Origin of the sequence: Pseudomonas sp. M5, assembly GCF_016907075.1 — a bacterium.
Taxonomy (GTDB): domain Bacteria; phylum Pseudomonadota; class Gammaproteobacteria; order Pseudomonadales; family Pseudomonadaceae; genus Aquipseudomonas; species Aquipseudomonas putida_E.
In genome coordinates, this window is the sequence record NZ_JAFBBH010000001.1 from 4932727 (window position 1) to 4956705 (window position 23979).

The following is a 23979-nucleotide window of genomic DNA, read 5'->3' on the forward strand; positions in this document are numbered from 1 at the left end:
CGCATTCAACTGGAGTACAACGCCATGAAAACCTTCAATACCCTGCTGGCCGCCATGGCCGTCTGTGCCGCCGGCATCACCACCGCCCAGGCCGCCGACGACAACTTTGCCAGCCTCACCTATGGCCAGACCAGCGACAAGGTCCGCAAGTCCGGGCTGCTGCAACGCAACACCGACCACCTGAACGCCGACGGCATCATCGGCAAGGATGACACCTGGGGCGTGCGCCTGGGCAAGATCAACGACCAAGGTCGCTACTACATGACCTACGACAATGTCTCGGGCGACCACAGCGGCCTGAAGCTGCGCCAGGAGAACCTGCTGGGCAGCTACGACCTGTTCCTGCCGGTAGGCGATACCACCAAACTGTTCGGTGGTGGCAGCCTGGGCATGACCAAGCTGACCCAGGACTCGCCAGGGGCCAGCCGTGATACCGACTATGGCTACGCGGTCGGCCTGCAGGCCGGCGTCATCCAGGAGATCACCGACCGGGCTTCGGTTGAGCTGGGTTACCGTTATCTGCGCACCAACGCAGCGACCAAGGTGGGAGCGAGCGGCGGGCCGAAAGAGGGTACCCTGCGCCTGACCAGCAGTGCTCAGACTTACCTGTCGGCGAACTACAAGTTCTGATCCGCGAGTCGAGTTATCCTTTACTGGCCTCGTCGCCGGCAAGCCGGCTCCCCCGGGTTCTCCACTGCTTTCAGGCGTGTGGAGCTTCCTGTAGGAGCCGGCTTGCCGGCGATGAGGCCGGCCCAGGCAATAATTGAAAGGAGCGTGACATGAAACTGCTGGTGGTAGAGGACGAAGCCCTGTTAAGGCACCACCTCTATACACGCCTGGGCGAAAGCGGCCATGTGGTCCAGGCTGTGGCTGACGCCGAAGAAGCGTTGTACCAGGCCGAACAATTCCACTTCGACCTGGCCGTGATCGACCTCGGCCTGCCCGGCATGAGCGGCCTGGAGCTGATCGGCCGCCTGCGTACCCAGGCCAAGACCTTTCCCATCCTGATTCTCACCGCCCGCGGCAACTGGCAGGACAAGGTCGAAGGCCTGGCCGCCGGTGCCGACGATTACCTGGTCAAGCCCTTCCAGTTCGAAGAGCTTGAGGCACGCCTCAATGCCCTGCTGCGCCGCTCCAGCGGCTTCACCCAGTCGACCATCGCCGCAGGCCCTTTGGTGCTGGACCTCAACCGCAAGCAGGCGACCCTCGATGAGCAGCCGCTGGCGCTGACCGCCTACGAGTACCGCATCCTTGAGTATCTGATGCGTCATCACCAGCAGGTGGTGGCCAAGGAGCGCCTGATGGAACAGTTGTATCCGGGCGATGAGGAGCGTGACCCCAACGTCATCGAGGTGCTGGTCGGCCGTCTGCGTCGCAAGCTCGAAGGTGAGCGCGGGTTCAAGCCGATCGACACTGTGCGTGGGCTCGGCTACCTGTTCACCGAGCGCTGCCGATGATTCGTTCGCTGCGGGTGCGCTTGATGCTCGCGGCAGCGGTGCTGGCAGTGCTGTTCATGCTGGCGCTGCTGCCCGCCCTGCAGAAGGCCTTCAGCCTGGCCTTGCAGGAATCGATCGAACAGCGCCTGGCTTCGGACGTGACCTCGCTGATTTCTTCGGCGCGCATCGAGCATGGCCAGTTGCAGATGCCCGCACTGCTGCCGGACGAGCGTTACAACCTGCCTTATACCGGTTTGCTCGGTTACATCTTCGACCGCGAAGGTAAGCTGGTCTGGCGCTCCCGCGCCACCGCCGACCAGCACATCAACTACCAGCCGCGCTACGATGGGCGCGGCAATGAATTCGCCCGCATGCACCAGGATGACGGCGAGGAATTCTTCGTCTATGACGTCGAAATCAAGCTGTTGGGTGGCCAGAGCGCCGCCTACAGCATCGTTGCCCTGCAGCCGGTGCGCGAGTACCAGCAAACCCTCGATGGCCTGCGTGAAAAGCTCTACTTAGGTTTTGGTGCGGCCCTGCTGGCGTTGCTGGCATTGCTCTGGGCCGGCCTGACCTGGGGCCTGCGTTCGTTGCGCCGGCTGAGCCGCGAGCTGGACGAGGTGGAGGCCGGTGCGCGCGATGGGCTAAGTGCCGAGCACCCGCGTGAGCTGTTACGCCTGACCGGCTCGCTCAACCGCCTGCTGCGCAGCGAGCGGGAACAGCGCCAGCGTTACCGTGACTCGCTGGGTGACCTGGCACACAGCCTCAAGACGCCGTTGGCGGTGCTGCAAGGCGTGGGGGAGAGCATGCAGCAGCGCGTCACCGAGCGCGAGCAGGCGCGGGTACTGCAGAGCCAGATCGAGCGCATGAGCCAGCAGATCGACTACCAGTTGCAGCGCGCCAGCCTGCGCAAGAGCGGCCTGGTGCGCCACAGCGTACAGTTGCTTGCGGTGCTGGACAGCCTGTGCAGCACCCTGGCCAAGGTGTACCGCGACAAGCGCGTCGAAGTGCTGCTTGAGGTGCCGGCGCAGGCACAAGTGCCGATGGAGCAGAGCGCGCTGCTCGAGTTGCTGGGCAACCTCCTGGAAAACGCCTTCCGGCTTAGCCTGGGGCTGGTGCGGGTGAGCTTGCAGGAAGCTCCCGGGCGGCAGACGTTGTGCATCGAAGATGACGGGCCGGGTGTGCCGGCGGATCAGCGTGAGCGGATTCTCGAACGGGGCGAGCGCCTGGACCGCCAGCATCCGGGGCAGGGGATTGGCCTTGCGGTGGTCAAAGATATCGTCGACAGCTATGACGCTGAACTGAGCCTGGGTGATTCGCCGCTGGGCGGGGCGGCATTCCGGATCACCTTTTATCTTGATTGATGTTCAGGCAGCCCCTGCCTCATCGCTCGCAACAAGCAGGGCGGATTCCCGCCAAGGTGCCTGTACAAATCCCGCCATCGGGCGGAAATCCGCCATCCTTTCTCAGGCAATTCGCCCTGTCGTTGGGCATTTTCCTCCAGCAAATACGGCCTTTGCACCCTTCATGGGCGTTTTGGCATCGCCCTTGCTATCTGACTTGGCAGAGGCCTGCCCAGGCAGCTCGAACACAACGACAAATCCCTCCGGGTGCAGGAGGGTTAGCGATTCAGGTGCCCCGACATCCTGGGAAGGGTGAAGCCGGCACACTTGAGGAAAAATTAGCCATGACGACACGTCAGCCGCTGTACAAGTCCCTGTATGTCCAGGTGATCGTTGCCATCACCATCGGCATCCTGCTCGGCCACTTCTATCCAGAAACCGGCGTCGCCCTCAAACCCTTGGGTGATGGTTTCGTCAAACTGATCAAGATGGTCATCGCGCCCATCATCTTCTGTACCGTGGTCAGCGGCATTGCCGGCATGCAGAGCATGAAGTCGGTCGGCAAGACCGGCGGCTACGCGCTTCTGTACTTCGAAATCGTTTCCACCATCGCCCTGATCATCGGCCTTGTCGTCGTCAACGTGGTCAAGCCGGGCGCTGGCATGCACATCGACGTCAGCACCCTGAACGCCAGCAGCGTGGCCGCCTACGCCGCCGCAGGTGCGCAGCAGACCACCATCGGCTTCCTGCTCAACATCATCCCCAATACCGTGGTAGGTGCCTTCGCTAATGGCGACATCCTGCAGGTACTGATGTTCTCGGTGGTCTTCGGCTTCGCCCTGCATCGCCTGGGCAGCTACGGCAAGCCATTGCTGGACCTGATCGATCGCTTTGCCCATGTCATGTTCAACATCATCAACATGATCATGAAGCTGGCCCCCGTCGGTGCCTTCGGTGCCATGGCCTTCACCATCGGCCAGTACGGCGTTGGCTCGCTGGTACAGCTGGGCTACCTGATGGCCTGCTTCTATATCACCTGCCTGCTGTTCGTGCTGGTGGTGCTGGGCGGTATCTGCCGCGCCCACGGCTTCAGCGTGCTCAAGCTGATCCGCTACATCCGTGAAGAGCTGCTGATCGTACTGGGTACCTCGTCCTCGGAATCTGCGCTGCCACGCATGCTGGCCAAGATGGAGCGCCTGGGTGCCAAGAAGTCGGTGGTTGGCCTGGTGATCCCGACCGGTTACTCGTTCAACCTGGACGGTACCTCGATCTACCTGACCATGGCCGCGGTGTTCATCGCCCAGGCCACCGACACCACCATGGACATCACCCACCAGATCACCCTGCTGCTGGTGCTGCTGGTGGCTTCCAAAGGTGCTGCCGGCGTTACCGGTTCGGGCTTCATCGTCCTCGCCGCCACCCTGTCGGCTGTCGGCCACCTGCCGGTTGCCGGCCTGGCGCTGATCCTGGGTATCGACCGCTTCATGTCCGAAGCCCGCGCCCTGACCAACCTGGTGGGCAACGCCGTTGCTACCGTGGTGGTGGCCAAGTGGGTCAAGGAGATGGACAACGACAAGCTGGCGTCGGAGCTGGCCTCCGGTGGTGCGCCGCTGGCTGACACCCGCCCGACCGACGACCTGGGCGTGGCTGAAGGCGTGGCTCGTTGAGCCTGCTGCAGTAAAGCAAAAGGCGACCTTCGGGTCGCCTTTTTTGTGCCTGGTCTATCAGTGCGCTGGCTGTCATTCGACCCGAGTCTCACCGCTGTACACCAGCGTCTCCCTGCACCGCTTGCACAGATACCGCCGCCCCTGCCTCACCAGCTTGTGCCGCTGCGCGGTAAACGCAAACTCACCCTGTGGGCATGGGCAGCGATAGATGTACCGCGTCGCGACCCGCCGCTGCACTTCATAGTTGTGGCAGCGATTGGGCGGCAGTTCATACACCCCGCGCATGATCAACTGCCACTCTTCGCCATGGGCCTGGATGCGGTCCCCGAACAGTTGGTGAGCCACCAGGTGCGCCACTTCATGGGCCACGGTCTGGCGCAGGAAGTCTTCCTGGTTTTCGCGGTACAGCTGCAGGTTGAAGCGCAGCAGGTTCTCGTGCAGGTGGGCGACGCCCGCCTTCTGCCCGCGCAGCTTGAAGCTGACTTCCGGGCGCGGGAAGGGGCGCTTGAAAAAGGTTTCGGCTTGCTGGTAACAGGTTTCGACGCGTTGTTTGAGCAGCTCGGGCATGGCGGGGTAATTCTCCTGACCGGGCATTATGCCGCAAGCACCGGCAGGCTGCCGAGCCCACCGGTCAGCACACAGCCAAAAGCCGCCTTGCGGCGGCCTCCGGTTTGATGCCCCAGTGTTGGATCTAGGTGTTTTCCAAGCTAGTTGGTATAGACGGGCCCCACGCCCAGTCCCCAGATGATCACGGTCGCAGCCATGATCGCTACCAGTACCACCAGGCCCACTGCCAGCACCGAGCTGGAGAACAGGAAGCCTTCATCGGTCGGTATGTTCATGAATGTCGGCAAACCGACGTACAGCAGGTAAACGGTGTAGCAAATGGCCGCAGTCCCCACCAGCATGCCCAGCCACAGGTGCGGGTAAAGCGCTGCCAGGCCGCCGAGGAACAGCGGGGTGGCGGTGTAGGTGGCAAAGGCGATGCATTGCGCCATGGACGGGTTGGCGTCGTAGGTACGTGCCATCCAGTGAATGAAAGCGCCCATTACCGCGACCCCGGCGAGCATCGCCAGGTAGGACATGATGCTCATCCATAGTGCGCTTTCCATCGTCAACATTACCGCTGGCCGGTCGCCGATCACCCAGCCGACCTGGGTAGTGCCAATGAACGCCGAAACGGCGGGTATCGCCGCCAGGATCAGCGTGTGCGTCAGGTACATGTGGCTGATGCTTTCGTCTTCCCCGCGTATCTCCCGCCATTCCTGGTCAGGGTGGGTAAACAGCCCCACAACGTGATGAATCATGCCGGTCACTCCTCTCGTTGTTGCCAATCGCCCCCCAGATGGAGCGCAAGCGGCCCGAGGCCAGGGCACCGATGCAAGCGGTAATGTGGCCTTATGTCGCAGTATAGGAAGCCGTTACCTGCACAAACTGCGCTTTTTAGAGCAAATTGCGCTGTAAGGCGGGCTGCTGATTCCCTTGAAGTCTTTATCGGAATCCCTACAGGTGCGCGTGGTTTGTGCGTAAAATAGCCGGCTTTTGTCACACCTCGCGGATCCAAGCGCTATGGGCACCCTCTCGGTCAACCAGAACAAACTGCAAAAACGCCTGCGTCGTCTCGCCGGCGAAGCCATCACCGACTACAACATGATCGAGGATGGCGACAAGGTCATGGTCTGCCTGTCCGGCGGCAAGGACAGCTACACCATGCTCGACGTTCTGTTGCACCTGCAGAAGGTGGCACCGATCAAGTTCCAGATCGTCGCGGTGAACATGGACCAGAAGCAGCCGGGCTTCCCCGAGCATGTGCTGCCGGCCTACCTGAAAGAGCTGGGCGTCGAGTACCACATCGTCGAGAAGGACACCTACTCGGTGGTCAAGGAGCTGGTGCCCGAGGGCAAGACCACCTGCTCGCTGTGCTCGCGCCTGCGCCGTGGCACCCTGTACACCTTCGCTGACGAAATCGGCGCGACCAAGATGGCCCTTGGGCACCATCGCGACGATATCGTCGAGACCTTCTTCCTCAACATGTTCTTCAACGGCTCGCTCAAGGGCATGCCGCCCAAGCTGCGCGCCGACGACGGCCGTAACGTGGTGATCCGCCCGCTGGCGTACTGCAACGAGAAGGACATCCAGGCCTACTCGGACATGAAGGAATTCCCGATCATCCCGTGCAACTTGTGCGGTTCGCAGGAGAACCTGCAGCGCCAGGTGGTCAAGGACATGCTGGTGGAGTGGGAGCGCAAGCACCCAGGCCGTACCGAGAGCATCTTCCGCGCCCTGCAGAACGTTGCCCCGTCGCAGTTGGCCGACCGCAACCTGTTCGACTTCACCAGCCTCAAGATCGACGAAAGCGCCACCCCGCGTTTTCTCGATGTACTGAACATCTGAGCCCATGCGCGATTACCAGTGGTTGCATGAGTACTGCCTGAACCGCTTCGGCTCGGCCCAGGCCCTGGAGGCCTTCCTGCCGCAGCCGCGCACGCCGGCGCAGCTGCGCGACATCAGCAACGACCGCTACCTGTCGACCCTGGCCTTGCGCGTGTTCCGCGCCGGGCTCAAGCACAGCCTGGTAGATGCCAAATGGCCGGCGTTCGAGCAGGTGTTCTTCGGCTTCGACCCGGAGAAGGTCGTACTGATGGGCGCAGAGCACCTGGAGCGGTTGATGCAGGACGAGCGCATCATCCGCCACCTGGGCAAGCTCAAGAGCGTGCCGCGCAATGCGCAGATGATCCTGGATGTGGCGAAGGAGAAGGGCAGCTTTGGTGCGTTCATCGCCGATTGGCCGGTGACCGATATCGTCGGGTTGTGGAAATACCTGGCCAAGCATGGCAACCAGCTGGGCGGGCTATCTGCACCACGTTTTTTGCGCATGGTCGGCAAGGACACGTTCATCCCCACCGATGACATGGCCGCTGCACTGATTGCCCAGAAGGTGATCGACAAGCAGCCGACCAGCCAGCGCGACCTGGCGCTGGTACAGCAGGCGTTCAACCAGTGGCATGCCGAGAGCGGGCGGCCGCTGTGCCAGTTGTCGGTGATGCTGGCGCATACCGTCAACCATTGAAAAGCCCGGGGCTGCAACAGCAGCCCCCGGAATCAAAGCCCTTCGCCCGCCATGCGCCGTTCATGCTGGAACTTCCAGCGCACGAACAGCAGCCCGCTGACGAACAGCCCAAGGCTCAGCAGCACCTCAACCCAGCCGAACACTGCCCGCGCCGGGTCGAACGCTGCCAGCACCCCTTTGATGAAATAGATATTCACCACAAAGCAGGTCCAGGCATGCGCCCGGGCGCTGCCCAGCAACATGCCTGGCAGCAGCAACAGCAGTGGCACAAGCTCGATCGCCAGGATCACTTCGACCCGCGCCCCGTGCAGGTTGGCGAACCACAGGTTGTTCACCACCAGCAATGCGATCAGGCCAAAAAAGAACGCCAGGCTCAGGGCGCGTGTGAGGCGCAGGCGCGGTGCCAGCCACTCCAGTTGTGGCAACACCTTCGGCTTCTTAGCCACGCGAGGCCTCCAGGGCCTTGGCCGTGGTTGCCAGGCGTTGGCCCAGGGCGCGGCACAGGGTGATCTCGTGTTGATCCAGCTCGCGCTTGCCGTCTGCGCCGGCATGGTGGCTGGCGCCGTAAGGCGTGCCGCCGCCGCAGGTTTCGAGCAGCGCCGATTCGCTGTAGGGCAGGCCCATCACCAGCATGCCGTGGTGCATCAGTGGCAGCATCATCGACAGCAGGGTGGTTTCCTGGCCGCCATGCAGGCTGGCGGTGGAGGTGAAAACGCCAGCCGGCTTGCCGACCAGTTCACCACCCAGCCACAAACTGCTGGTGCCATCGAGGAAGTACTTGAGCGGTGCGGCCATGTTGCCGAAGCGGGTCGGGCTGCCCAGCACCAGGCCTGCGCAGTGGCGCAAGTCGTCCAGGGTGGCGTACAGCGCGCCGCTGGCCGGAATGTCCGGCGCCACGGCTTCGCACTCGGTGGAAATCGCCGGCACCGTGCGCAGGCGCGCTTCCATGCCGGCCAGCTCGATGCCGCGGGCGATATGCCGGGCCATTTCGCTGGTCGAGCCATGGCGGCTGTAATACAGCACCAGGATATAGGGCGCGCTCACGGCAGGATCTCCAGCACTTTCTCAGGTGGCCGGCCAATCACCGCCTTGTCACCGGCAACCAGGATCGGGCGCTCGATGAGCTTAGGGTGCTGCGCCATGGCGTCGATCAGTTGCGCATCGCTCAAGGCCGGGTTGGCCAGCTCGAGTGCCTTGTACTCGTCTTCACCGGTGCGCAGCAGTTGGCGCGGGCCGATGCCCAGCTTGCCAAGCAGAGCCTTGAGGGTGGCAGCGTCGGGCGGGGTGTCGAGGTAGCGCACGATGGTCGGTGCCAGGCCGCGCTGTTCGAGCAGTTCCAGTGCGCCGCGGGATTTCGAGCAGCGCGGGTTATGATAGAGCGTCAAGTCAGTCATGTCGGGTCGCATCCAGCTGGGTGTGGCGGCTATTCTAACCGCAGGAACTGACCCATTCGCTTGAAACTTCGAGAAGGATTGACCCATGGCAAGGCGTTTGGCAGCAGCATTGGCCATTACCGCAGGCCTTTTGCTAGGTGGCTGCGGTGCCGACTACGGCGTGGACCAGCACGGCAACACGGTGAAGGCCGAGCAGATCGACGGGCACTGGCTGGTGCTCAACTATTGGGCTGAATGGTGCGGCCCTTGCCGTACCGAGGTGCCTGAACTGAACACTGCGGCCAAGCAGTGGGCGGCCGATGGCATCAAGGTGGTGGGGGTGAACTTCGATGGCCTGCAGGGGCAGGAGCTGAAGCAGGCGGCCGATACCTTGGGCATCGGCTTTACCGTGCTGGCGCAAGATCCGGCCGAGCGCTATGACCTGCCACGCAGCGAAGCGTTGCCGGTGACCTACATCATCGATGACAAGGGCAAGGTGCGCGAGCAGCTGCTGGGTGAGCAGACCCTGGAGGGGCTGCAAGCCAAGATCAAGGCGCTCAAGGGGGCTTGAAAGCTGCAAGCTACAAGCTACAAGAAAAAGCTGGCCGTGCACCGATCCGCCTTTTCTTGCAGCTTGCGGCTTGAAGCTAGCCCTCCTCAGGCCAGAACCGCAGCGGCTTGCCCTCGGCCGGCCAGAAGCGCATCTGCTCGATGGGCGATACATCCCAGCGCTGTACCGTCTCCAGCGCCTGCAGGAAGCGCTTTTCCTGTTCCATCAACGCCGGCGCGCACAGCTTGCGGGTCTTGCCGACCTTGCCGAAGCTCAGGTGCTCACCGTCCAGCGTGTACGGTGCAAACCAATGGTTGCAGCCCGCATTGCCATAGGCCCGGCCATCGCTGGCCAGCGTCAGTGTCAGGTGGCTGTAGTCGATCAGCGGCCGCTCGCCGATCCACTCCAGCACATAGCTGCGTTCCAGTTGCAGCTTCGAGGGTTCGGCGGCGCAGCCGAGCAGGCCGGTGGCAATCAGGGCGCCGGTCAGCAGATTCTTCACTCGGCGCTCTCCTGGCAACGCGGGCACACGTGCTTGTCGCCACGGCTGGCCCAGCCCAGCTCGGCGATGCGCGCAGTAGCAGCCGGCTGGCGGGCTTTCTTGCCAAGCTTTGCGTCCACGGCGAACTCGAAGTCCAGCACGGCATCGCAGCTGTCGCATTCAGCCTGCCAGTTAAGGATTTCCAGCTCGTTGAACAGCGGGCCGCTGGCCACGGCCACCCACTGGCCACGCGGGTTGATCAGGTGGCGCACGCTCTCGACGGTCAGGCGCATGGACAAGTCCTTGCTGCCCTTGAGGGTGACCAGCAGGGTGTCGCCCTTGTGCATCGAGCCACCGTTGCCGGTCACCTGGTAGCGGCCCGGTACCAGGGCGCGGCACTCGATCAAGGTGTGTTGCGGGTTGAAAAGGGTGTAGCGGAAATCGTGCTCGACCATGGGTCCTCCAGAAATGCCGCGTATCCTAGCATCAACCTGTGACCAGATTCTGCGCATTACCCGCCGCCCAGCGGTTGATGTTGTCCAGCGTGGTCGCGGCAATGGCGTCCAGCGCTTCGCGGGTCAGGAACGCCTGGTGCGCAGTGACGATCACGTTGGGAAACGTCAGCAGCCGCGCCAGCACATCATCCTGCAACGGCAGGTCGGAACGGTCCTCGAAGAACAGCTGGGCTTCTTCTTCATACACATCCAGCCCCAGGTACCCGAGCTGGCCGCTTTTCAAGGCGTCGATCAGTGCCGGAGTGTCGACCAGCGCACCACGACCGGTGTTGATCAGCATGGCGCCGGGCTGCAACTGGGCCAGGCTTTGCGGGTTGACCAAGTGCCGGGTGTGCTCGGTGAGCGGGCAATGCAGGCTGATGATCCGCGCCTCGCGCAGCAGTTCTGGCAGCTCCACATAACGCGCACCCAGCGCCAGCAGCTCAGGGTTGGGGTAGGGGTCGTAAGCCAGCAACTGGCAACCGAAGCCAGCCATGATCCGGGCGAAGGCGGCGCCGATCTGGCCGGTACCGACCACGCCGACGGTCTTGCCGTGCAGGTCGAAGCCGGTCAGGCCATGCAGGGTGAAGTCACCTTCGCGGGTACGGTTGTAGGCCCGGTGCAGGCGCCGGTTGAGCGCCAGGATCAGCGCCACGGCATGTTCGGCCACGGCATGCGGTGAATACGCGGGCACGCGCACCACTGCCAGGCCCAGGGCTTGGGCGGCGGCCAGGTCCACATGGTTGTAGCCGGCCGAACGCAGGGCGATCAGGCGCGTCCCGCCAGCGGCCAGGCGTTGCAGTACCTGCGCGTCGAGCTCATCGTTGATGAACGCGCAGACCACCTCGAAACCCTGAGCCAGGGCTGCGGTGTCGAGGGTCAGGCGGGCGGGCTGGAAGTGCAGCTCCAGGGCGCTATCGCAAGTGGCCCGCGTGAAGCTTTCCTGGTCATAGTGCTGGCTGCTGAACAACAGGGCGCGCATGGTCGGGCTTCCTTTATCGTGGTTGGGGGATTGTAGCCACCCGGGCGTGCAGGGAAGTTGATCTGCACCGGCCTCATCGAGGGCTTGCCGGCGATGAGGCCCTGAAGGTCAGGCGTTCTGGCGTGCCTGCTCCGCCAGCCGGACAATTGCGCCATCCAGCTCGTCGAGCGCCTGCTGGGCTTGCGGATGCTCCTGTTTAAGCAAGGTCTCGCTGCGCTGGCAGGCTGCACGCAACTGCGGCACGCCGCAATAGCGCGAGGCACCGTTGAGCCGATGCACCTGCTCGATCAGTGCGCCGTGATCGTCGCCCTCCCGTGCAGCACGAATGGCTTCACGGTCCGATGCCAGCGATGCCAGCAGCATGGTCAGCATGTCTGCCGCCAGATCCGGCTTGCCTGCCGCCAGGCGCAAGCCTTCCTCAGGGTCGAGCACCGGTAGATCCTGGCCCTCGGCCTGCTGTTCGTCCAGGCGCTCCAGTGGCCCGACACCCAGGCTCAGGCCGGTCCATTTCATCACCACCTGGGCCAGCTGGCGCTCGCTGATCGGTTTGGTCAGGTAGTCGTCCATGCCGCTGTGCAGCAGTGCACGTTTCTCGTTGGCCATGGCGTGAGCGGTAAGGGCGACGATCGGCAGCGGGCTGCCGCTCTGGGTGTTTTCCCACAAGCGGATCTGCTCGGTGCAGGCACGGCCATCCATGCCTGGCATCTGCACGTCCATCAGCACCAGGTCGAAGTGTTCGCTCTGCACCGCCTGCACCGCAGCATGGCCGTTGTCGAGCGCCAGCACATCGGCGCCGAGATCTTCCAGCAGGGTCTGTACCAGCAGCAGGTTGGCCGCATTGTCGTCGACGCAGAGGATTTTCGGCTGGCGCTGGCCGCGCGTTGGCGGGGCCGGTTCGCCCCGCGTGCGGCGCGGTTGCAGCAGCTCCAGCAGCAGGCGGCGCAGCTTGCGCGTGCAGGTCGGTTTGGACAGCAGTTGGCCGTGGCCGTTAGGCAGGTGAGGGTGGTACAGCGCTTGCTCGGTAGTCGGGCAAAGTACCACGCAATGGCAGTGGTAGCGCTCCAGTTGCTGGTGGTACTGGCCCAGCTGTTCGGGCGTGAGATTGCCCAGGTTGGCACCCAGCACCGCGAAATCGAAGGGCATCCCAGCCTGCAAGCCAGCCTGTACACCCTGCAGCAGTTGCTCATAGGACGCGAACAGGCTGACGCTCAGGCCGCAATCCTGCAACTGGTGCTCCAGGGCCTGGCGTGCCAGGTCATGCCCGTCGACGATCGCCGCGCGCCGCCCCAGCAGCGGCTGCGACGACTGCGCCTCGCTGTCGTCGTGAGCCTTGGGCAGGCTCAGGCTGATCCAGAACTGCGAACCCTCGCCCGGTGTGCTGTCGACCCCGATCTCGCCGCCCATCTGCTCGATCAGGCGCTTGGAGATCACCAGCCCCAGGCCGGTGCCGCCCGGCTGGCGGGCCAGCGAATTGTCGGCCTGGCTGAACGCCTGGAACAACGTGCGCACATCCTGAGGCGACAGGCCAATACCGGTGTCCTGCACGCTGATGCGCAGCTGCGCGCTGTCTTGCTGCTCGTCCTCGAGCATCGCCCGCACGACGATGGTGCCCTCGCGGGTGAACTTGATGGCATTGCTCACCAGGTTGGTGAGGATCTGCTTGAGCCGCAGCGGGTCGCCTACCAGCGATGACGGGGTGTCGCGGTAGATCAGGCTGAGCAGTTCCAGCTGCTTGGCGTGGGCGGCGGGCGCCAGGATGGTGAGGGTGTCCTGGACCAGGTCGCGCAGGTTGAACGGAATGCTGTCGAGCACCAGCTTGCCGGCCTCGATCTTGGAAAAGTCGAGGATCTCGTTGATGATCCCCAACAGGTTGTCGGCCGATTTTTCGATGGTGCCCAGGTAGTCCAGCTGGCGCGGGGTCAGCTCGCTTTTCTGCAGCAGGTGGGTGAAGCCGAGGATACCGTTGAGCGGGGTGCGGATCTCGTGGCTCATGTTGGCCAGGAATTCAGACTTGATGCGGCTCGCCTCCAGGGCCTCCTTGCGCGCCATGTCCAGCTCGATGTTCTGGATCTCGATGGTTTCCAGGTTCTGGCGGACATCCTCGGTGGCCTGATCGATACTGTGCTGCAGCTCTTCATGGGCACTGTGCAGGGTTTCTGCCATGCGGTTGATGCCCCGGGCCAGTTCGTCCAGCTCGTGGCTGCCCATGGCCGGCAGACGTTCTTCGAGGTGGCCGTCCTTGAGCTGGTTGACTGCATGCTTGATGCGCGCGATCGGGTCATTGATGGTGCGGCTCATGCGCATCGCCAACAGGCCGCTGAGCACCAGGCAAGCGAGTATCAGCAGCATGCTGGTGAACAGGTTGCGGTAGCCGCGCAGCAACATGCCGTCGTGCGACAGCTCGATCTCGACCCAACCCAGCAGGCGCTCGGCTTCGGCCGGGACGGCCTCGGTGGCCAGGTCGCGGTGGTGGCCGAACACCGGCATCAGGTAGCGTGTGGCATCGTTGCCGCTGCGCTCCAACAGTTGAGTGCCCGTGCCGCCGCTGGGTGGCCGGTTGATCATGGTGGGGCCGGCGTGGGCCAGGCGGGAGCGGTCCGGGGCGAGGAAGGCCACTGCACGGACGTCGGCTTGCTCAAGGGTTTGCGCGGCAATCCGCTCCAGCTGCGCAGGCGTCTGCCGGGCCATGGCGGGCGCGGCCAGGGGGGCCAGTTGTTCGGCAATCATCTTGCCGCGTTGCAGCAGTTGAGTGCGCAACTGGTCTTGCTGCAGCCACGTGAAATAGCTGCCCAGCACCAGAGCCATCAAGCTGGCAGGCAGCACGGCCAGCAGCAGTACCCGGCTTCTGATTCCCAAACGATCGAGCACACTCGCCTCCTGTGATGTGCCTGGACGCCGCTACCGGGGTAACGGACCAAAGCGGAAAGTTACTCCGCCTGCCTGCCTAATGCACCCTTTATATGGCTGTTTTCACCCAGCCGGCGGGCGTTGATCGCAGGACGGTTGCCTATGGCGTACGCATGCTCAATAATCGCGCAATTGAGAATATGTGGCAGTTGCCAATGAATCCCGTAACTATTAATGCTTCCAGCATCCTCGCCATCGAGGATGATCCGGTGTTGGGTGCCTATCTGCACGAAGAACTGCAGCGAGGCGGCTTTGAGGTGACCTGGTGCCGCAACGGCCTGGAAGGTTTGGAAACCGCTGGTCGCCAAGCCTTCGACGTGGTCCTGATGGATATCCTGCTGCCTGGGCTCAACGGCCTGGACGCCCTGGCCCAGTTGCGTCGACGCAGCGCCACGCCGGTTATCCTGATGTCGGCGTTGGGTGCTGAGGCCGACCGTATCAATGGCTTCCAGCGCGGTGCCGACGACTACCTGCCCAAGCCTTTCAGCATGGTCGAGCTGCAGGTGCGCATCGAGGCCATCCTGCGCCGCGTCGCCCTCGAGCGTCGTCACCAGCCGCCATCGGGTGTTGCCTGTGGCGAGCTGTGGTTCGACGAGACCCTTTGCGATGTCAGCTTCGGCGGCCGCCAGGCAGGCCTTACCCCTAGCGAGTATCGCCTGTTCGAAATCCTCAACCGCAACGTCGACGAGGTGCTGAGCAAGCCTTTTCTCTACCAGCAGGTGCTGCAACGGGGTTATTCGCGGCATGACCGCAGCCTGGACATGCATGTCAGCCAGATCCGCCGCAAGCTCAAGGGCATCGGCTACCAGGACCGGCAGATCCGCACCGTGTGGGGCAAGGGCTACGTGCTCAGTGCCGGCGAAGCGGAGTAGGCCATGCTGGACCGCCACTCGCTGTTCTGGAAGCTGGCCATCCTGCTGGTGGGCTTCTGCCTGCTGATGATCGGCCTGAGTTACACCTGGGGCCGCCATATGGAAACCCAGAATGCCTTTCTCGATGAGCCTGCCCGCCAGGTGCTGCGCAGCTATGCCGGGGAGGCCGAGCAGGCGTGGCGCAGCGGTGGCCGCAGCGGGCTGGACCAATGGGTTGCGGCCATGCACCAGCGTGAACGTGGCTGGATAGGCGTGCTCGACATCAATCTGCAACCGCTCGCCAGCGCCACGCTCGGCCCCGATGTCATGCACCGGCTCACGCGCCTGCGCGGTGTCGACTGGCCCATGAGCCGGCGCAGTACCGACCAGCCCTGGCTGCGCATACCGTTCCCGGGGGCGCCGGAGCATGGCATGCTGGTGATGGAGCTGCCCGAGCGTTTCAACCCTGGCCAGTACCGGGTGCTGTGGCGGGTGTTGACCAACGGTGTCATTCCAGGGTTGTTCACCTTGCTGCTGTGCGTCGGCCTGTACCGCATGCTGATCGTGCCGCTCAACCAGTTGCGCGAGCAGGCCAATGCCTGGCGTGCCGACCAGCTCTCGGCACGGCTGGATTCGCGCACCATCGCCCGGCATGACGAACTGGGCGAGCTGGCCCGTGCCTTCGACCAGATGGCCGAACGGCTGCAGGGCACGGTGGCGATGCAACAGCAGTTGCTGCGTGATCTGTCCCATGAAATGCGCACACCGTTGAGCCGCTTGCGCGTGGCCTGCGACGGTGAAACCGACCTGCAGCGCCTGCGCGAGCGGCTGGGGCGCGAGGTGGATTGCATGCAGCAGTTGGTCGAGGACACCTTGCAGCTTGCCTGGCAGGATGCCGAGCGTGCGCCGATGAACCTTGAGCCGATCCAGGTGCAGGCCCTGTGGGACCTGCTGGCAGAGGATGCCAGTTACGAAAGCGGCTGGTCGCCCGAGCGTTTGCGCTGCGAGCTGCCAGTCGACTGCTGGGTGCAGGGCAATCTGAATTATCTGGCCCAGGCCCTGGAAAACATGCTGCGCAACGCCATCCGCCACTCCCCGGAAAACGGCCTGGTGTACTTGGCCGGGCAGCGTGAAGGTGGCTATTGGCACCTGTGGCTGGAAGATCAAGGCGGTGGCGTGGCTAACGAAGATCTGGAGCGAATCTTTGCCCCCTTCACCCGGCTCGATGGCTCGCGCCCCGGTGACGGCGGTTTCGGCCTGGGCCTGAGCATCGCCCGCAGTGCGATCCAGCGCCAGGGCGGAACCCTGTGGGCAGAGAACAGCAAACGCGGCTTGAAGCTCTGCATGCGCTTGCCGCTACACCTGCCCGCCCCCTCGCGGGAACCCCCGCAGCCACAGGCGCTACCTACAGCTTGAAGCTTGAAGTTTGCCGCTTATAGCTTGTAGCTATACCCACCACAGATTGCGTGATATGGCCGCGAACGGTTTGCCGGTATGATAGGCGCCCCTGCCGTCCGGATTGTGAAATACACCATGACCTTGCAGTACCCAACCATCGCCGATTGCGTCGGCAATACGCCCCTGGTTCGCCTGCAGCGCATCGCTGGAGAAACCAGCAATACCCTCCTGCTCAAGCTCGAAGGTAACAATCCGGCAGGCTCCGTGAAGGACCGCCCGGCCCTGTCGATGATCGCCCGCGCCGAACTGCGCGGCCAGATCAAGCCCGGCGACACCCTGATCGAAGCCACCTCCGGCAATACCGGTATTGCCCTGGCCATGGCGGCAGCGATCAAGGGCTACAAGATGATCCTGATCATGCCCGACAACTCCACCGCAGAGCGCAAGGCAGCGATGACCGCCTACGGTGCCGAGTTGATCCTTGTGACCAAGGAAGAGGGGATGGAAGGCGCCCGCGACCTGGCCGAGAAGCTGCAGGCCGAAGGCCGCGGCCTGGTTCTGGACCAGTTCGCCAACGGCGACAACCCGATTGCCCACTACAACAGCACCGGCCCGGAAATCTGGCAGCAGACCCAGGGCACCATCACCCATTTCGTCAGTTCCATGGGCACCACCGGCACCATCATGGGCTGCTCGCAGTACCTCAAGGAGCAGAACCCGGCGGTGCAGATCGTTGGCCTGCAACCGATGGAAGGCTCGGCCATTCCCGGCATCCGCCGCTGGCCCGAGCAGTACCTGCCGAAGATCTTCGATGCCACCCGCGTTGACCGCGTCATGGACATGTCCCAGCACGAAGCTGAGGACACCATGCGCCGCCTTGCCCGTGAAGAGGGCATTTTCTGCGGCGTGTCTTCCGGTGGTGCAGTGGCAGCCATGCTGCGCCTGTCCCGTGAAGTGGAAAACGCGGTAATGGTCGCGATCATTTGCGACCGTGGCGACCGTTACCTGTCCACCGGCCTGTTCGACCCGAGCTAAATGTCCAGAAAGAAAACCAACAGCGGCCTGCGCTTCCAGCCGGCCGGCGGTAACCGCACGCCCCAGGTCCCCGTGGGCAAAAAGCAGCGCCTGGAGATCGAGCGCCTGGCCGGTGACGGCCGTGGCATCGCTTTTTACGACGGGCGCACCTGGTTCGTCAGCGGCGCCCTGGCCGGTGAAGCGGTCGAGGCACGCGTGCTCAATGCCCGTGGCAAGGTAGTCGAGGCGCGCCTGGAGCGTGTGCTGCAGGCCAGCCCCGAGCGCCGCCAGGCGCCGTGCCGCCATTACGAGCGGTGTGGCGGCTGCAACTTGCAGCACCTGCCGCATGAGGCGCAGCTGGCGCTCAAGCAGCGTACCTTGGCCGAACAGCTGCAACGGGTTGCCGGTGTGCAACCGCAAGAATGGGCGGCGCCATTGAGCGGGCCGGAATTCGGCTATCGGCGGCGGGCGCGTGTGGCGGTGCGCTGGGATGTCAAAGCGCGTCAGCTGGAGGTAGGGTTCCGTGCCGAGGCCAGCCAGGACATCGTCGCCATCGACGACTGCGCTGTGCTGGTACAGCCTTTGCAGTCGATTCTGCGGCATCTGCCGACCGTGCTGCGTTCGTTGGGCAAGCCCCAGGCCATCGGCCACGTCGAGCTGTTCAGCGGCACGGCCGAAGCGCTGCTGGTACGCCACGTGGCGCCGCTGCCGGCCGATGACCTGGCGCGTCTGCAGGCATTCTGCAGCGAGGCCAAGGCGCAGCTGTGGCTGCAGGGTGAAGGTGAACCGGTGCCGGTGGATGCTGGCGCGAAGCTGGGCTTCACCTTGCAACCTTGGCAGTTGGAGCTGGCCTGGCGCCCGGGTGATTTCGTTCAGGTCAACGCGCAGGTCAATACCGCAATGATCGAGCAGGCTCTGGCCTGGCTCGCTCCGCAGGCCGACGAGCGAGTGCTCGACCTGTTCTGTGGCCTGGGCAATTTCGCCCTGCCGCTGGCCCGCCAGGCGCGGGAAGTGGTGGCGGTCGAAGGTGTGCAGGCCATGGTCGATCGGGCTGCGGCCAATGCCCGAGACAACAATGTGCATAACGCACGGTTTTTTCAGGCCGATTTATCCCAGCCTTTGGCAGGCGCCGGATGGGCCGCCGAGGGCTTTTCTGCGGTACTCTTGGATCCACCGCGCGACGGTGCTTTCGAGGTGGTGCAAGGCATCGCACGCCTCAAGGCCAAGCGGCTGGTTTATGTATCATGCAACCCGGCCACGCTGGCGCGAGACGCCCAGGTGCTGGTCGGCCAAGGGTACCGGTTAAAAAGGGCCGGGATTCTCGACATGTTTCCTCAGACGGCGCATGTCGAGGCCATGGCGTTATTCGAAGCGGGCTAGCAGGCTGGCCCCTTGGTGCGGTTCCCATGGACTGGGAGCCGTACGGTGATAGCCAGCGCTCCGAGTGGTGCGCTGTATGGAAAGGTAAAACAAAGATGGTACAGGTGAGAGTGCACCAGCCGGTCAATACGGACGGCAGTATCAATCTCGAAGCATGGCTGGATCATGTGGTGAGCGTCGATTCGGCACTGGATCGCGCGGCACTCGAAGAGGCCTGCGAGTTCACCCAGGAAATCGAGAAAAAGGGCAACCCGGCCAAGCATTCCTGGGCCGATGGTACCTCCAGTTTCCAGGCCGGCCTGGAAATCGCCGAAATCCTCGCCGACCTCAAGCTCGACCAGGATTCGCTGGTGGCGGCGGTGATCTACCGCTCCGTGCGCGAGGGCAAGGTGACCCTGGCCGAGGTCGGGCAGCGTTTTGGCCCGGTAGTGTCCAAGCTGATCGACGGCGTGCTGCGCATGGCTGCCATCAGTGCCAGCCTCAGCCCGCGCCAGTCACTGGTGCTGGGCTCGCAGGCGCAGGTCGAGAACCTGCGCAAGATGCTGGTGGCGATGGTCGACGATGTGCGCGTGGCGCTGATCAAGCTCGCCGAGCGTACCTGCGCGATCCGTGCGGTGAAGTCCGCCGATGACGAGAAGCGTCTGCGTGTGGCGCGTGAGGTGTTCGACATCTATGCGCCGCTGGCCCATCGTCTGGGCATCGGCCACATCAAGTGGGAGCTGGAAGACCTGTCCTTCCGCTACCTGGAACCCGATCAGTACAAGCAGATCGCCAAGCTTTTGCACGAGCGCCGTCTGGACCGTGAGCGCTTCATCAGTGATGTGATGAACCAGTTGCAAAACGAACTGCTGGCCACCGGGGTCAACGCCGACATCAGTGGGCGGGCGAAACACATCTATTCGATCTGGCGCAAGATGCAGCGCAAAGGCCTGGAGTTCAGCCAGATCTACGACGTACGTGCGGTGCGCGTACTGGTACCGGAAGTGCGCGACTGCTATACCGCGCTGGGTATCGTCCACACCTTGTGGCGGCACATTCCCAAAGAGTTTGACGACTACATCGCCAACCCCAAGGAGAACGGCTACCGCTCGCTTCACACCGCGGTGATCGGCCCCGAGGGCAAGGTACTGGAAGTGCAGATCCGTACCCACGGCATGCACGAAGAGGCCGAACTTGGCGTCTGCGCCCACTGGCGCTACAAGGGCACCGACGTCAAGCCCAGCTCCAACCACTACGAAGAAAAGATCTCCTGGCTGCGTCAGGTGCTCGAATGGCATGAGGAACTGGGCGACATCGGTGGCCTGGCCGAGCAGTTGCGGGTCGATATCGAGCCGGACCGGGTCTATGTATTCACCCCCGACGGCCATGCCATCGACCTGCCCAAGGGCGCCACGCCGCTGGACTTCGCCTACCGCGTGCACACCGAGATCGGCCACAACTGCCGTGGCGCCAAGATCAACGGGCGCATCGTGCCGCTCAACTACAGCCTGCAGACCGGCGAGCAGGTGGAGATCATCACCAGCAAGCACGGCAACCCGAGCCGTGACTGGCTGAACTCCAACCTGGGGTACGTCACCACTTCGCGGGCCCGGGCCAAGATCGTCCACTGGTTCAAGCTGCAGGCCCGCGATCAGAACGTCGCCGCCGGCAAGACGTTGCTCGAGCGCGAGCTCAGCCGCCTGGGCCTGCCGCAGGTAGACTTCGAACGCCTGGCCGAGAAGACCAACGTCAAGACCGCCGAGGACATGTTCGCCTCGCTCGGTGCCGGTGACCTGCGCCTGGCGCATTTGGTCAACGCTGCCCAGCAGTTGCTCGAACCCGAGCGTATCGAGCAGATCGAGCTGGTACCGCGCAAGCCTACCGGCCCGCGCACTGGCAAGCGTGGCGACATTCAGATCCAAGGCGTCGGCAACCTGCTCACGCAGATGGCCGGCTGCTGCCAGCCGCTGCCGGGCGATGCCATCGTCGGCTACATCACCCAGGGCCGCGGCGTGAGCATTCACCGCCAGGACTGTGCCTCGGTGCTGCAGTTGGCAGGGCGTGAGCCGGAGCGCATGATCCAGGTCAGTTGGGGGCCGATACCGGTGCAGACCTACCCGGTCGATATCGTTATCCGTGCCTACGACCGCCCAGGTTTGCTGCGTGACGTGTCGCAGGTGCTGCTCAACGAGAAGATCAACGTGCTGGCGGTCAACACCCGCTCGAACAAGGAAGACAACACCGCGCTGATGTCGCTGACCATCGAGATCCCGGGCCTGGATGCGCTGGGGCGTCTGCTGGGCAGGATTTCGCAGTTGCCGAACATCATCGAGACGCGGCGTAATCGTACCCCTTGAAACTGCGGTGGCTTCTCGTGGGCTTGCCCGCGACGAAGTCACCGCCGAAGGACCTGCTTACATGACCTATTCCCTCGAAGACCTGCTGCACCTCATGGCCCGGCTGCGCGACCCGCAGTACGGTTGCCCGTGGGACCTCAAGCAGAACTACGCCAGCATCGTGGCGCACACCATCGAAGAGGCCTATGAGGTTGCCGACACCATCGAGCGCGGGGATTTCGAGCACCTGCAGGGCGAACTCGGTGATCTGCTGTTCCAGGTGGTCTACTACAGCCAGCTGGCCCGGGAGGAGGGGCGTTTCGAGTTCGACGGTGTGGTCGATGCCATTACCCGCAAGCTGATCCGCCGTCACCCCCATGTATTTCCCACCGGTGAGTTGTACGCACCGCTGGACACGCCCAGCCTGAGCGAGGCCCAGGTCAAGTCACGCTGGGAAGAAATCAAGGCCCAGGAGCGCGCCGAGAAAAGCGAGCCCGAACAGCTGTCGCTGCTCGATGATGTGCCGGCTGCACTGCCTGCCCTGTCGCGGGCGGCCAAACTGCAAAAGCGTGCCGCCACCGTCGGTTTCGACTGGCCAGACGCCTTGCCGGTGCTGGACAAGGTCCGCGAGGAGCTCGACGAAGTGCTGCAGGCCATGGCCGACGGTGATGCCGAGGCCCTCGAGGATGAAGTCGGCGACCTGCTGTTCGCCGCCGTCAACCTGGCCCGCCATCTCAAGCAAGACCCGGAAAACGCACTGCGTCGCGCCAACCGCAAGTTCGAACGGCGTTTTCGCTTTATCGAACAGGCATTGCGCGACAGCGGTCGCCCCATCGAATCGTGTAACCTTGACGAACTGGACGCCCTTTGGGGGGAAGCCAAACGTCAGGAAAAGAACCTGCCCAGCTGCGGCTGAGTGGCTGAATAAGTGAGTGAACATCCATGAGTCTTTCCCTTCGCGATCAATTGCTCAAGGCCGGTCTGGTCAACCAGAAGCAGGTCTCTCAGGCCAACAAGGCCCAAAAGAAACAGAAACGCCTGGAGCACAAGGGCCAGGTCGAAGTCGACGATACCCAGCAGCGCCTGGCCAAGGAAGCCATGGCCGAGAAGGCCAAGCGTGACCAGGAACTGAACCGTCAGCAGCAGGAAAAGGCCGAACAGAAGGCCCGTGCCGCGCAGATCAAGCAGTTGATCGAGGCGACTCGCCTGCCCAAGCTCACCACCGAGGACTACTACAACTTCGTCGACGACAAGAAGGTCAAACGCATTGCGGTGAACGCCCTGATGCGCAGCAAGCTGAGCAATGGCGCGCTGGCGATCGTGTCGTTTGGTGGGGGGTACGAAGTCATCCCGCGCGAGGCAGCGGTGAAGATCCAGGAGCGCGACCCCCATCGCATCCTGCTGCTCAACACCCATGTCGAGGAAGCGGATGAGGACGATCCGTACGCTGCGTACAAGATCCCTGATGACTTGATGTGGTAAGCATGAAAACCCCCGCCTAAGCGGTAACGCCTATTGGGGCTGCTTCGCAGCCCCATCGCCGGCAAGCCAGCTCCACAGGAATTTCGCAGTACTTGAGGCCTGCGCGGTACCTGTAGGAGCTGGCTTGCCGGCGATGGGCCGCAAAGCGGCCCCAAATCAAAAGACTGTGTGGGTCATTGCGTAGCGCGCTGGTTTTCCAGCACTTCAAGCTCTGCCCGGTATTGGTGGGCTTCGTGTTCGTTATGGAACATCCCGACCAATTCACCTTGCTGGTGCACATCCCAGATCCGCACGCCTGCGGCCAGGCCTTCGTGGGACATTTTCGATTCGTCGCGTTCGGTTACTTGGACTGTCATCGTTAAACTCCACTGCTCAGTTGGTTGCGACATAATGTCGCGCACTTCTTTTATAGAGTTTGTTAGCAGCCTAAGTAAATAAAATGACCATGAAACAAGTTTCATGTGGCCCAGGCAAAAAGAAGCCCCGCACAGGGCGGGGCTACGGATCTTGCGGGCTGCGGCTTAGTTGCCTTTGACCGACTTGCCGTCGACCGTACCATCCTGCAGCACGATCACATACTCCTTGCCATCGGTCTCGACCTGGCGCAGTTGTACCAGCAGGTAGTCCCAGTCCTTGGCGAACCACAGCTCGGTGATGCGCTTGCTCTGGCTCGGGTCGCGCACGCGCTCGACCTTGACCGCCTCGACCTGGCCAGTCTTGGTGGTGACCTTTTCGGTACCCAGCACGCGGAAATCGTAGGTGTCGATCTCGTCACCATCGACCACCTGGTAGGTCATGCTTTTCTTGCCGGCGGCCACATCATGCTGCAGCGCCAGCTGATAGGAGGACTTGTCCAGCACGCCGCGGTTGAGCGGCAGGCTGACGGCATCGCCCCGATTGCTGCCGGTGACTTTCTTGCCGTTCCAGTCGAAGGTGAGGTCGACTTTCTTGGCTTTGCCCAGGCCGCCACGCTCGAAGTGATACTTCTGCGGCAGCAGGGTGTCGTTGTCCATGCGCAGGGTGCTTTGCTCGGTCAGGCTGGCGATCATCATGGAAGCCTTGAAATTAAGGTCCCAGGTACCGTTGGCATTTTTGACCAGGCTGCGCTCGGCAGTGCCGCTCATGGGGAGTTGCTTCCAGTCGGCGGTGTAGCTGGCCGAGAAGGGTTTCAAGTCGGCTGCCTGGAGGGGCAGGGCGAGCACGGCGAGAGCCAAGAGCAGGGCGCGACGCATAAAT

General features: G+C 63.2%; 25 protein-coding genes. 14 read left to right on the forward strand and 11 right to left on the reverse strand.

The window, feature by feature from the left end:
• The first annotated feature begins 24 nt into the window (after positions 1 to 24).
• From JOE27_RS22420 to JOE27_RS22435, 4 genes are all read left to right on the forward strand, one after another.
• Complete coding sequence (locus tag JOE27_RS22420) at positions 25 to 630, forward strand: outer membrane beta-barrel protein (protein WP_204919941.1); 606 nt, start codon at positions 25 to 27, stop codon at positions 628 to 630.
• A gap of 149 nt (positions 631 to 779) precedes the next feature.
• Complete coding sequence (locus tag JOE27_RS22425) at positions 780 to 1457, forward strand: response regulator (RefSeq protein WP_046787467.1); 678 nt, start codon at positions 780 to 782, stop codon at positions 1455 to 1457.
• The gene (locus JOE27_RS22430; RefSeq protein ID WP_115272989.1) at positions 1454 to 2800 is read left to right on the forward strand and encodes an ATP-binding protein; all 1347 of its coding nucleotides are present in this window, start codon (positions 1454 to 1456) and stop codon (positions 2798 to 2800) included. The genes JOE27_RS22425 and JOE27_RS22430 overlap by 4 nt, the downstream gene beginning before the upstream one ends.
• A gap of 323 nt (positions 2801 to 3123) precedes the next feature.
• Positions 3124 to 4446 carry a dicarboxylate/amino acid:cation symporter gene (locus JOE27_RS22435; protein ID WP_046787465.1) on the forward strand — a complete coding sequence of 441 codons (1323 nt, stop codon included), beginning with the start codon at positions 3124 to 3126 and terminating at the stop codon, positions 4444 to 4446.
• A gap of 72 nt (positions 4447 to 4518) precedes the next feature.
• On the opposite strand, the gene JOE27_RS22440 is transcribed toward JOE27_RS22435, so the two are convergent.
• The gene (locus JOE27_RS22440; protein ID WP_012313116.1) at positions 4519 to 5013 is read right to left on the reverse strand and encodes a SprT family zinc-dependent metalloprotease; all 495 of its coding nucleotides are present in this window, start codon (positions 5011 to 5013) and stop codon (positions 4519 to 4521) included.
• A 140-nt stretch (positions 5014 to 5153) separates the two neighbouring features.
• On the reverse strand, positions 5154 to 5753 hold the full coding sequence (locus tag JOE27_RS22445) for a Yip1 family protein (protein WP_012313117.1): 600 nt from the start codon (positions 5751 to 5753) through the stop codon (positions 5154 to 5156).
• A gap of 262 nt (positions 5754 to 6015) precedes the next feature.
• Between JOE27_RS22445 and ttcA the strand changes: the two genes are divergently transcribed.
• On the forward strand, positions 6016 to 6840 hold the full coding sequence (gene ttcA / locus JOE27_RS22450; RefSeq protein ID WP_119688396.1) for a tRNA 2-thiocytidine(32) synthetase TtcA: 825 nt from the start codon (positions 6016 to 6018) through the stop codon (positions 6838 to 6840).
• A 4-nt stretch (positions 6841 to 6844) separates the two neighbouring features.
• The gene (locus JOE27_RS22455; protein ID WP_046787462.1) at positions 6845 to 7516 is read left to right on the forward strand and encodes a DNA-3-methyladenine glycosylase I; all 672 of its coding nucleotides are present in this window, start codon (positions 6845 to 6847) and stop codon (positions 7514 to 7516) included.
• A gap of 32 nt (positions 7517 to 7548) precedes the next feature.
• On the opposite strand, the gene JOE27_RS22460 is transcribed toward JOE27_RS22455, so the two are convergent.
• Genes JOE27_RS22460 through arsC form a run of 3 tightly spaced genes read right to left on the reverse strand, consistent with a single transcriptional unit; the run spans position 7549 to position 8910 of the window.
• Entirely contained in the window at positions 7549 to 7962 is a 414-nt protein-coding gene (locus JOE27_RS22460; protein ID WP_046787461.1) for a DUF2069 domain-containing protein, read from the reverse strand.
• Positions 7955 to 8560, reverse strand: coding sequence for an NAD(P)H:quinone oxidoreductase (wrbA, locus tag JOE27_RS22465; protein WP_115272987.1), 606 nt, complete (start codon positions 8558 to 8560; stop codon positions 7955 to 7957). The genes JOE27_RS22460 and wrbA overlap by 8 nt, the downstream gene beginning before the upstream one ends.
• The gene (arsC, locus tag JOE27_RS22470) at positions 8557 to 8910 is read right to left on the reverse strand and encodes an arsenate reductase (glutaredoxin) (RefSeq protein WP_161871763.1); all 354 of its coding nucleotides are present in this window, start codon (positions 8908 to 8910) and stop codon (positions 8557 to 8559) included. Before arsC ends, wrbA begins: the two co-directional genes overlap by 4 nt.
• A gap of 85 nt (positions 8911 to 8995) precedes the next feature.
• Between arsC and JOE27_RS22475 the strand changes: the two genes are divergently transcribed.
• A complete protein-coding gene (locus JOE27_RS22475) occupies positions 8996 to 9460 on the forward strand; it encodes a TlpA disulfide reductase family protein (RefSeq protein WP_046787458.1) in 465 nt (154 codons plus the stop codon).
• Between the two features lie 76 nt (positions 9461 to 9536).
• Here the strand turns inward: JOE27_RS22475 and JOE27_RS22480 are convergent, their stop codons facing one another.
• From JOE27_RS22480 to JOE27_RS22495, 4 genes are all read right to left on the reverse strand, one after another.
• Entirely contained in the window at positions 9537 to 9941 is a 405-nt protein-coding gene (locus tag JOE27_RS22480; protein WP_046787457.1) for an META domain-containing protein, read from the reverse strand.
• Positions 9938 to 10375 carry a hypothetical protein gene (locus tag JOE27_RS22485; RefSeq protein WP_039602107.1) on the reverse strand — a complete coding sequence of 146 codons (438 nt, stop codon included), beginning with the start codon at positions 10373 to 10375 and terminating at the stop codon, positions 9938 to 9940. Before JOE27_RS22485 ends, JOE27_RS22480 begins: the two co-directional genes overlap by 4 nt.
• A gap of 31 nt (positions 10376 to 10406) precedes the next feature.
• Positions 10407 to 11396 (reverse strand): 2-hydroxyacid dehydrogenase, encoded by a 990-nt coding sequence (locus JOE27_RS22490; protein WP_204919968.1) that lies wholly within the window; start codon positions 11394 to 11396, stop codon positions 10407 to 10409.
• Between the two features lie 108 nt (positions 11397 to 11504).
• The gene (locus JOE27_RS22495; RefSeq protein WP_115272983.1) at positions 11505 to 14264 is read right to left on the reverse strand and encodes a response regulator; all 2760 of its coding nucleotides are present in this window, start codon (positions 14262 to 14264) and stop codon (positions 11505 to 11507) included.
• Positions 14265 to 14458: 194 nt separating this feature from the next.
• Here JOE27_RS22495 and JOE27_RS22500 point away from each other — a divergent pair, with 194 nt between their 5' ends.
• The 7 genes from JOE27_RS22500 to JOE27_RS22530 all read left to right on the forward strand — a co-directional run bounded on the left by JOE27_RS22500 (position 14459) and on the right by JOE27_RS22530 (position 22743).
• Positions 14459 to 15175 (forward strand): response regulator transcription factor, encoded by a 717-nt coding sequence (locus JOE27_RS22500; protein WP_115275445.1) that lies wholly within the window; start codon positions 14459 to 14461, stop codon positions 15173 to 15175.
• A gap of 3 nt (positions 15176 to 15178) precedes the next feature.
• Positions 15179 to 16570: a sensor histidine kinase gene (locus tag JOE27_RS22505; protein WP_204919970.1), complete on the forward strand. Its 1392-nt coding sequence runs from the start codon at positions 15179 to 15181 to the stop codon at positions 16568 to 16570.
• A 117-nt stretch (positions 16571 to 16687) separates the two neighbouring features.
• Positions 16688 to 17587, forward strand: coding sequence for a cysteine synthase CysM (gene cysM / locus JOE27_RS22510; protein ID WP_039602020.1), 900 nt, complete (start codon positions 16688 to 16690; stop codon positions 17585 to 17587).
• Positions 17588 to 18946 (forward strand): 23S rRNA (uracil(1939)-C(5))-methyltransferase RlmD, encoded by a 1359-nt coding sequence (gene rlmD, locus JOE27_RS22515; protein ID WP_046787453.1) that lies wholly within the window; start codon positions 17588 to 17590, stop codon positions 18944 to 18946.
• Positions 18947 to 19041: 95 nt separating this feature from the next.
• On the forward strand, positions 19042 to 21282 hold the full coding sequence (relA, locus tag JOE27_RS22520) for a GTP diphosphokinase (protein ID WP_046787452.1): 2241 nt from the start codon (positions 19042 to 19044) through the stop codon (positions 21280 to 21282).
• Between the two features lie 61 nt (positions 21283 to 21343).
• A complete protein-coding gene (gene mazG, locus JOE27_RS22525) occupies positions 21344 to 22177 on the forward strand; it encodes a nucleoside triphosphate pyrophosphohydrolase (RefSeq protein ID WP_012313133.1) in 834 nt (277 codons plus the stop codon).
• Positions 22178 to 22203: 26 nt separating this feature from the next.
• Positions 22204 to 22743 carry a DUF2058 domain-containing protein gene (locus JOE27_RS22530; RefSeq protein WP_012313134.1) on the forward strand — a complete coding sequence of 180 codons (540 nt, stop codon included), beginning with the start codon at positions 22204 to 22206 and terminating at the stop codon, positions 22741 to 22743.
• Between the two features lie 173 nt (positions 22744 to 22916).
• On the opposite strand, the gene JOE27_RS22535 is transcribed toward JOE27_RS22530, so the two are convergent.
• Both JOE27_RS22535 and JOE27_RS22540 read right to left on the reverse strand, forming a co-directional pair.
• A complete protein-coding gene (locus tag JOE27_RS22535) occupies positions 22917 to 23099 on the reverse strand; it encodes a hypothetical protein (protein WP_119688400.1) in 183 nt (60 codons plus the stop codon).
• 165 nt (positions 23100 to 23264) lie between these two features.
• A complete protein-coding gene (locus tag JOE27_RS22540) occupies positions 23265 to 23975 on the reverse strand; it encodes a DUF3108 domain-containing protein (RefSeq protein ID WP_204920003.1) in 711 nt (236 codons plus the stop codon).
• Positions 23976 to 23979 lie beyond the last annotated feature (4 nt).

Excerpts from the sequence above, each read along its gene's own strand:
- JOE27_RS22420 (WP_204919941.1), top strand. The coding sequence starts at position 25 with ATGAAAACCTTCAATACCCTGCTGGCCGCCATGGCCGTCTGTGCCGCC.
- JOE27_RS22425 (WP_046787467.1), top strand. The coding sequence starts at position 780 with ATGAAACTGCTGGTGGTAGAGGACGAAGCCCTGTTAAGGCACCACCTC.
- JOE27_RS22430 (WP_115272989.1), top strand. The coding sequence starts at position 1,454 with ATGATTCGTTCGCTGCGGGTGCGCTTGATGCTCGCGGCAGCGGTGCTG.
- JOE27_RS22435 (WP_046787465.1), top strand. The coding sequence starts at position 3,124 with ATGACGACACGTCAGCCGCTGTACAAGTCCCTGTATGTCCAGGTGATC.
- JOE27_RS22440 (WP_012313116.1), bottom strand. The coding sequence starts at position 5,013 with ATGCCCGAGCTGCTCAAACAACGCGTCGAAACCTGTTACCAGCAAGCC.
- JOE27_RS22445 (WP_012313117.1), bottom strand. The coding sequence starts at position 5,753 with ATGATTCATCACGTTGTGGGGCTGTTTACCCACCCTGACCAGGAATGG.
- ttcA (WP_119688396.1), top strand. The coding sequence starts at position 6,016 with ATGGGCACCCTCTCGGTCAACCAGAACAAACTGCAAAAACGCCTGCGT.
- JOE27_RS22455 (WP_046787462.1), top strand. The coding sequence starts at position 6,845 with ATGCGCGATTACCAGTGGTTGCATGAGTACTGCCTGAACCGCTTCGGC.
- arsC (WP_161871763.1), bottom strand. The coding sequence starts at position 8,910 with ATGACTGACTTGACGCTCTATCATAACCCGCGCTGCTCGAAATCCCGC.
- JOE27_RS22475 (WP_046787458.1), top strand. The coding sequence starts at position 8,996 with ATGGCAAGGCGTTTGGCAGCAGCATTGGCCATTACCGCAGGCCTTTTG.
- JOE27_RS22485 (WP_039602107.1), bottom strand. The coding sequence starts at position 10,375 with ATGGTCGAGCACGATTTCCGCTACACCCTTTTCAACCCGCAACACACC.
- JOE27_RS22490 (WP_204919968.1), bottom strand. The coding sequence starts at position 11,396 with ATGCGCGCCCTGTTGTTCAGCAGCCAGCACTATGACCAGGAAAGCTTC.
- JOE27_RS22500 (WP_115275445.1), top strand. The coding sequence starts at position 14,459 with ATGAATCCCGTAACTATTAATGCTTCCAGCATCCTCGCCATCGAGGAT.
- JOE27_RS22505 (WP_204919970.1), top strand. The coding sequence starts at position 15,179 with ATGCTGGACCGCCACTCGCTGTTCTGGAAGCTGGCCATCCTGCTGGTG.
- cysM (WP_039602020.1), top strand. The coding sequence starts at position 16,688 with ATGACCTTGCAGTACCCAACCATCGCCGATTGCGTCGGCAATACGCCC.
- rlmD (WP_046787453.1), top strand. The coding sequence starts at position 17,588 with ATGTCCAGAAAGAAAACCAACAGCGGCCTGCGCTTCCAGCCGGCCGGC.
- relA (WP_046787452.1), top strand. The coding sequence starts at position 19,042 with ATGGTACAGGTGAGAGTGCACCAGCCGGTCAATACGGACGGCAGTATC.
- mazG (WP_012313133.1), top strand. The coding sequence starts at position 21,344 with ATGACCTATTCCCTCGAAGACCTGCTGCACCTCATGGCCCGGCTGCGC.
- JOE27_RS22530 (WP_012313134.1), top strand. The coding sequence starts at position 22,204 with ATGAGTCTTTCCCTTCGCGATCAATTGCTCAAGGCCGGTCTGGTCAAC.
- JOE27_RS22535 (WP_119688400.1), bottom strand. The coding sequence starts at position 23,099 with ATGACAGTCCAAGTAACCGAACGCGACGAATCGAAAATGTCCCACGAA.
- JOE27_RS22540 (WP_204920003.1), bottom strand. The coding sequence starts at position 23,975 with ATGCGTCGCGCCCTGCTCTTGGCTCTCGCCGTGCTCGCCCTGCCCCTC.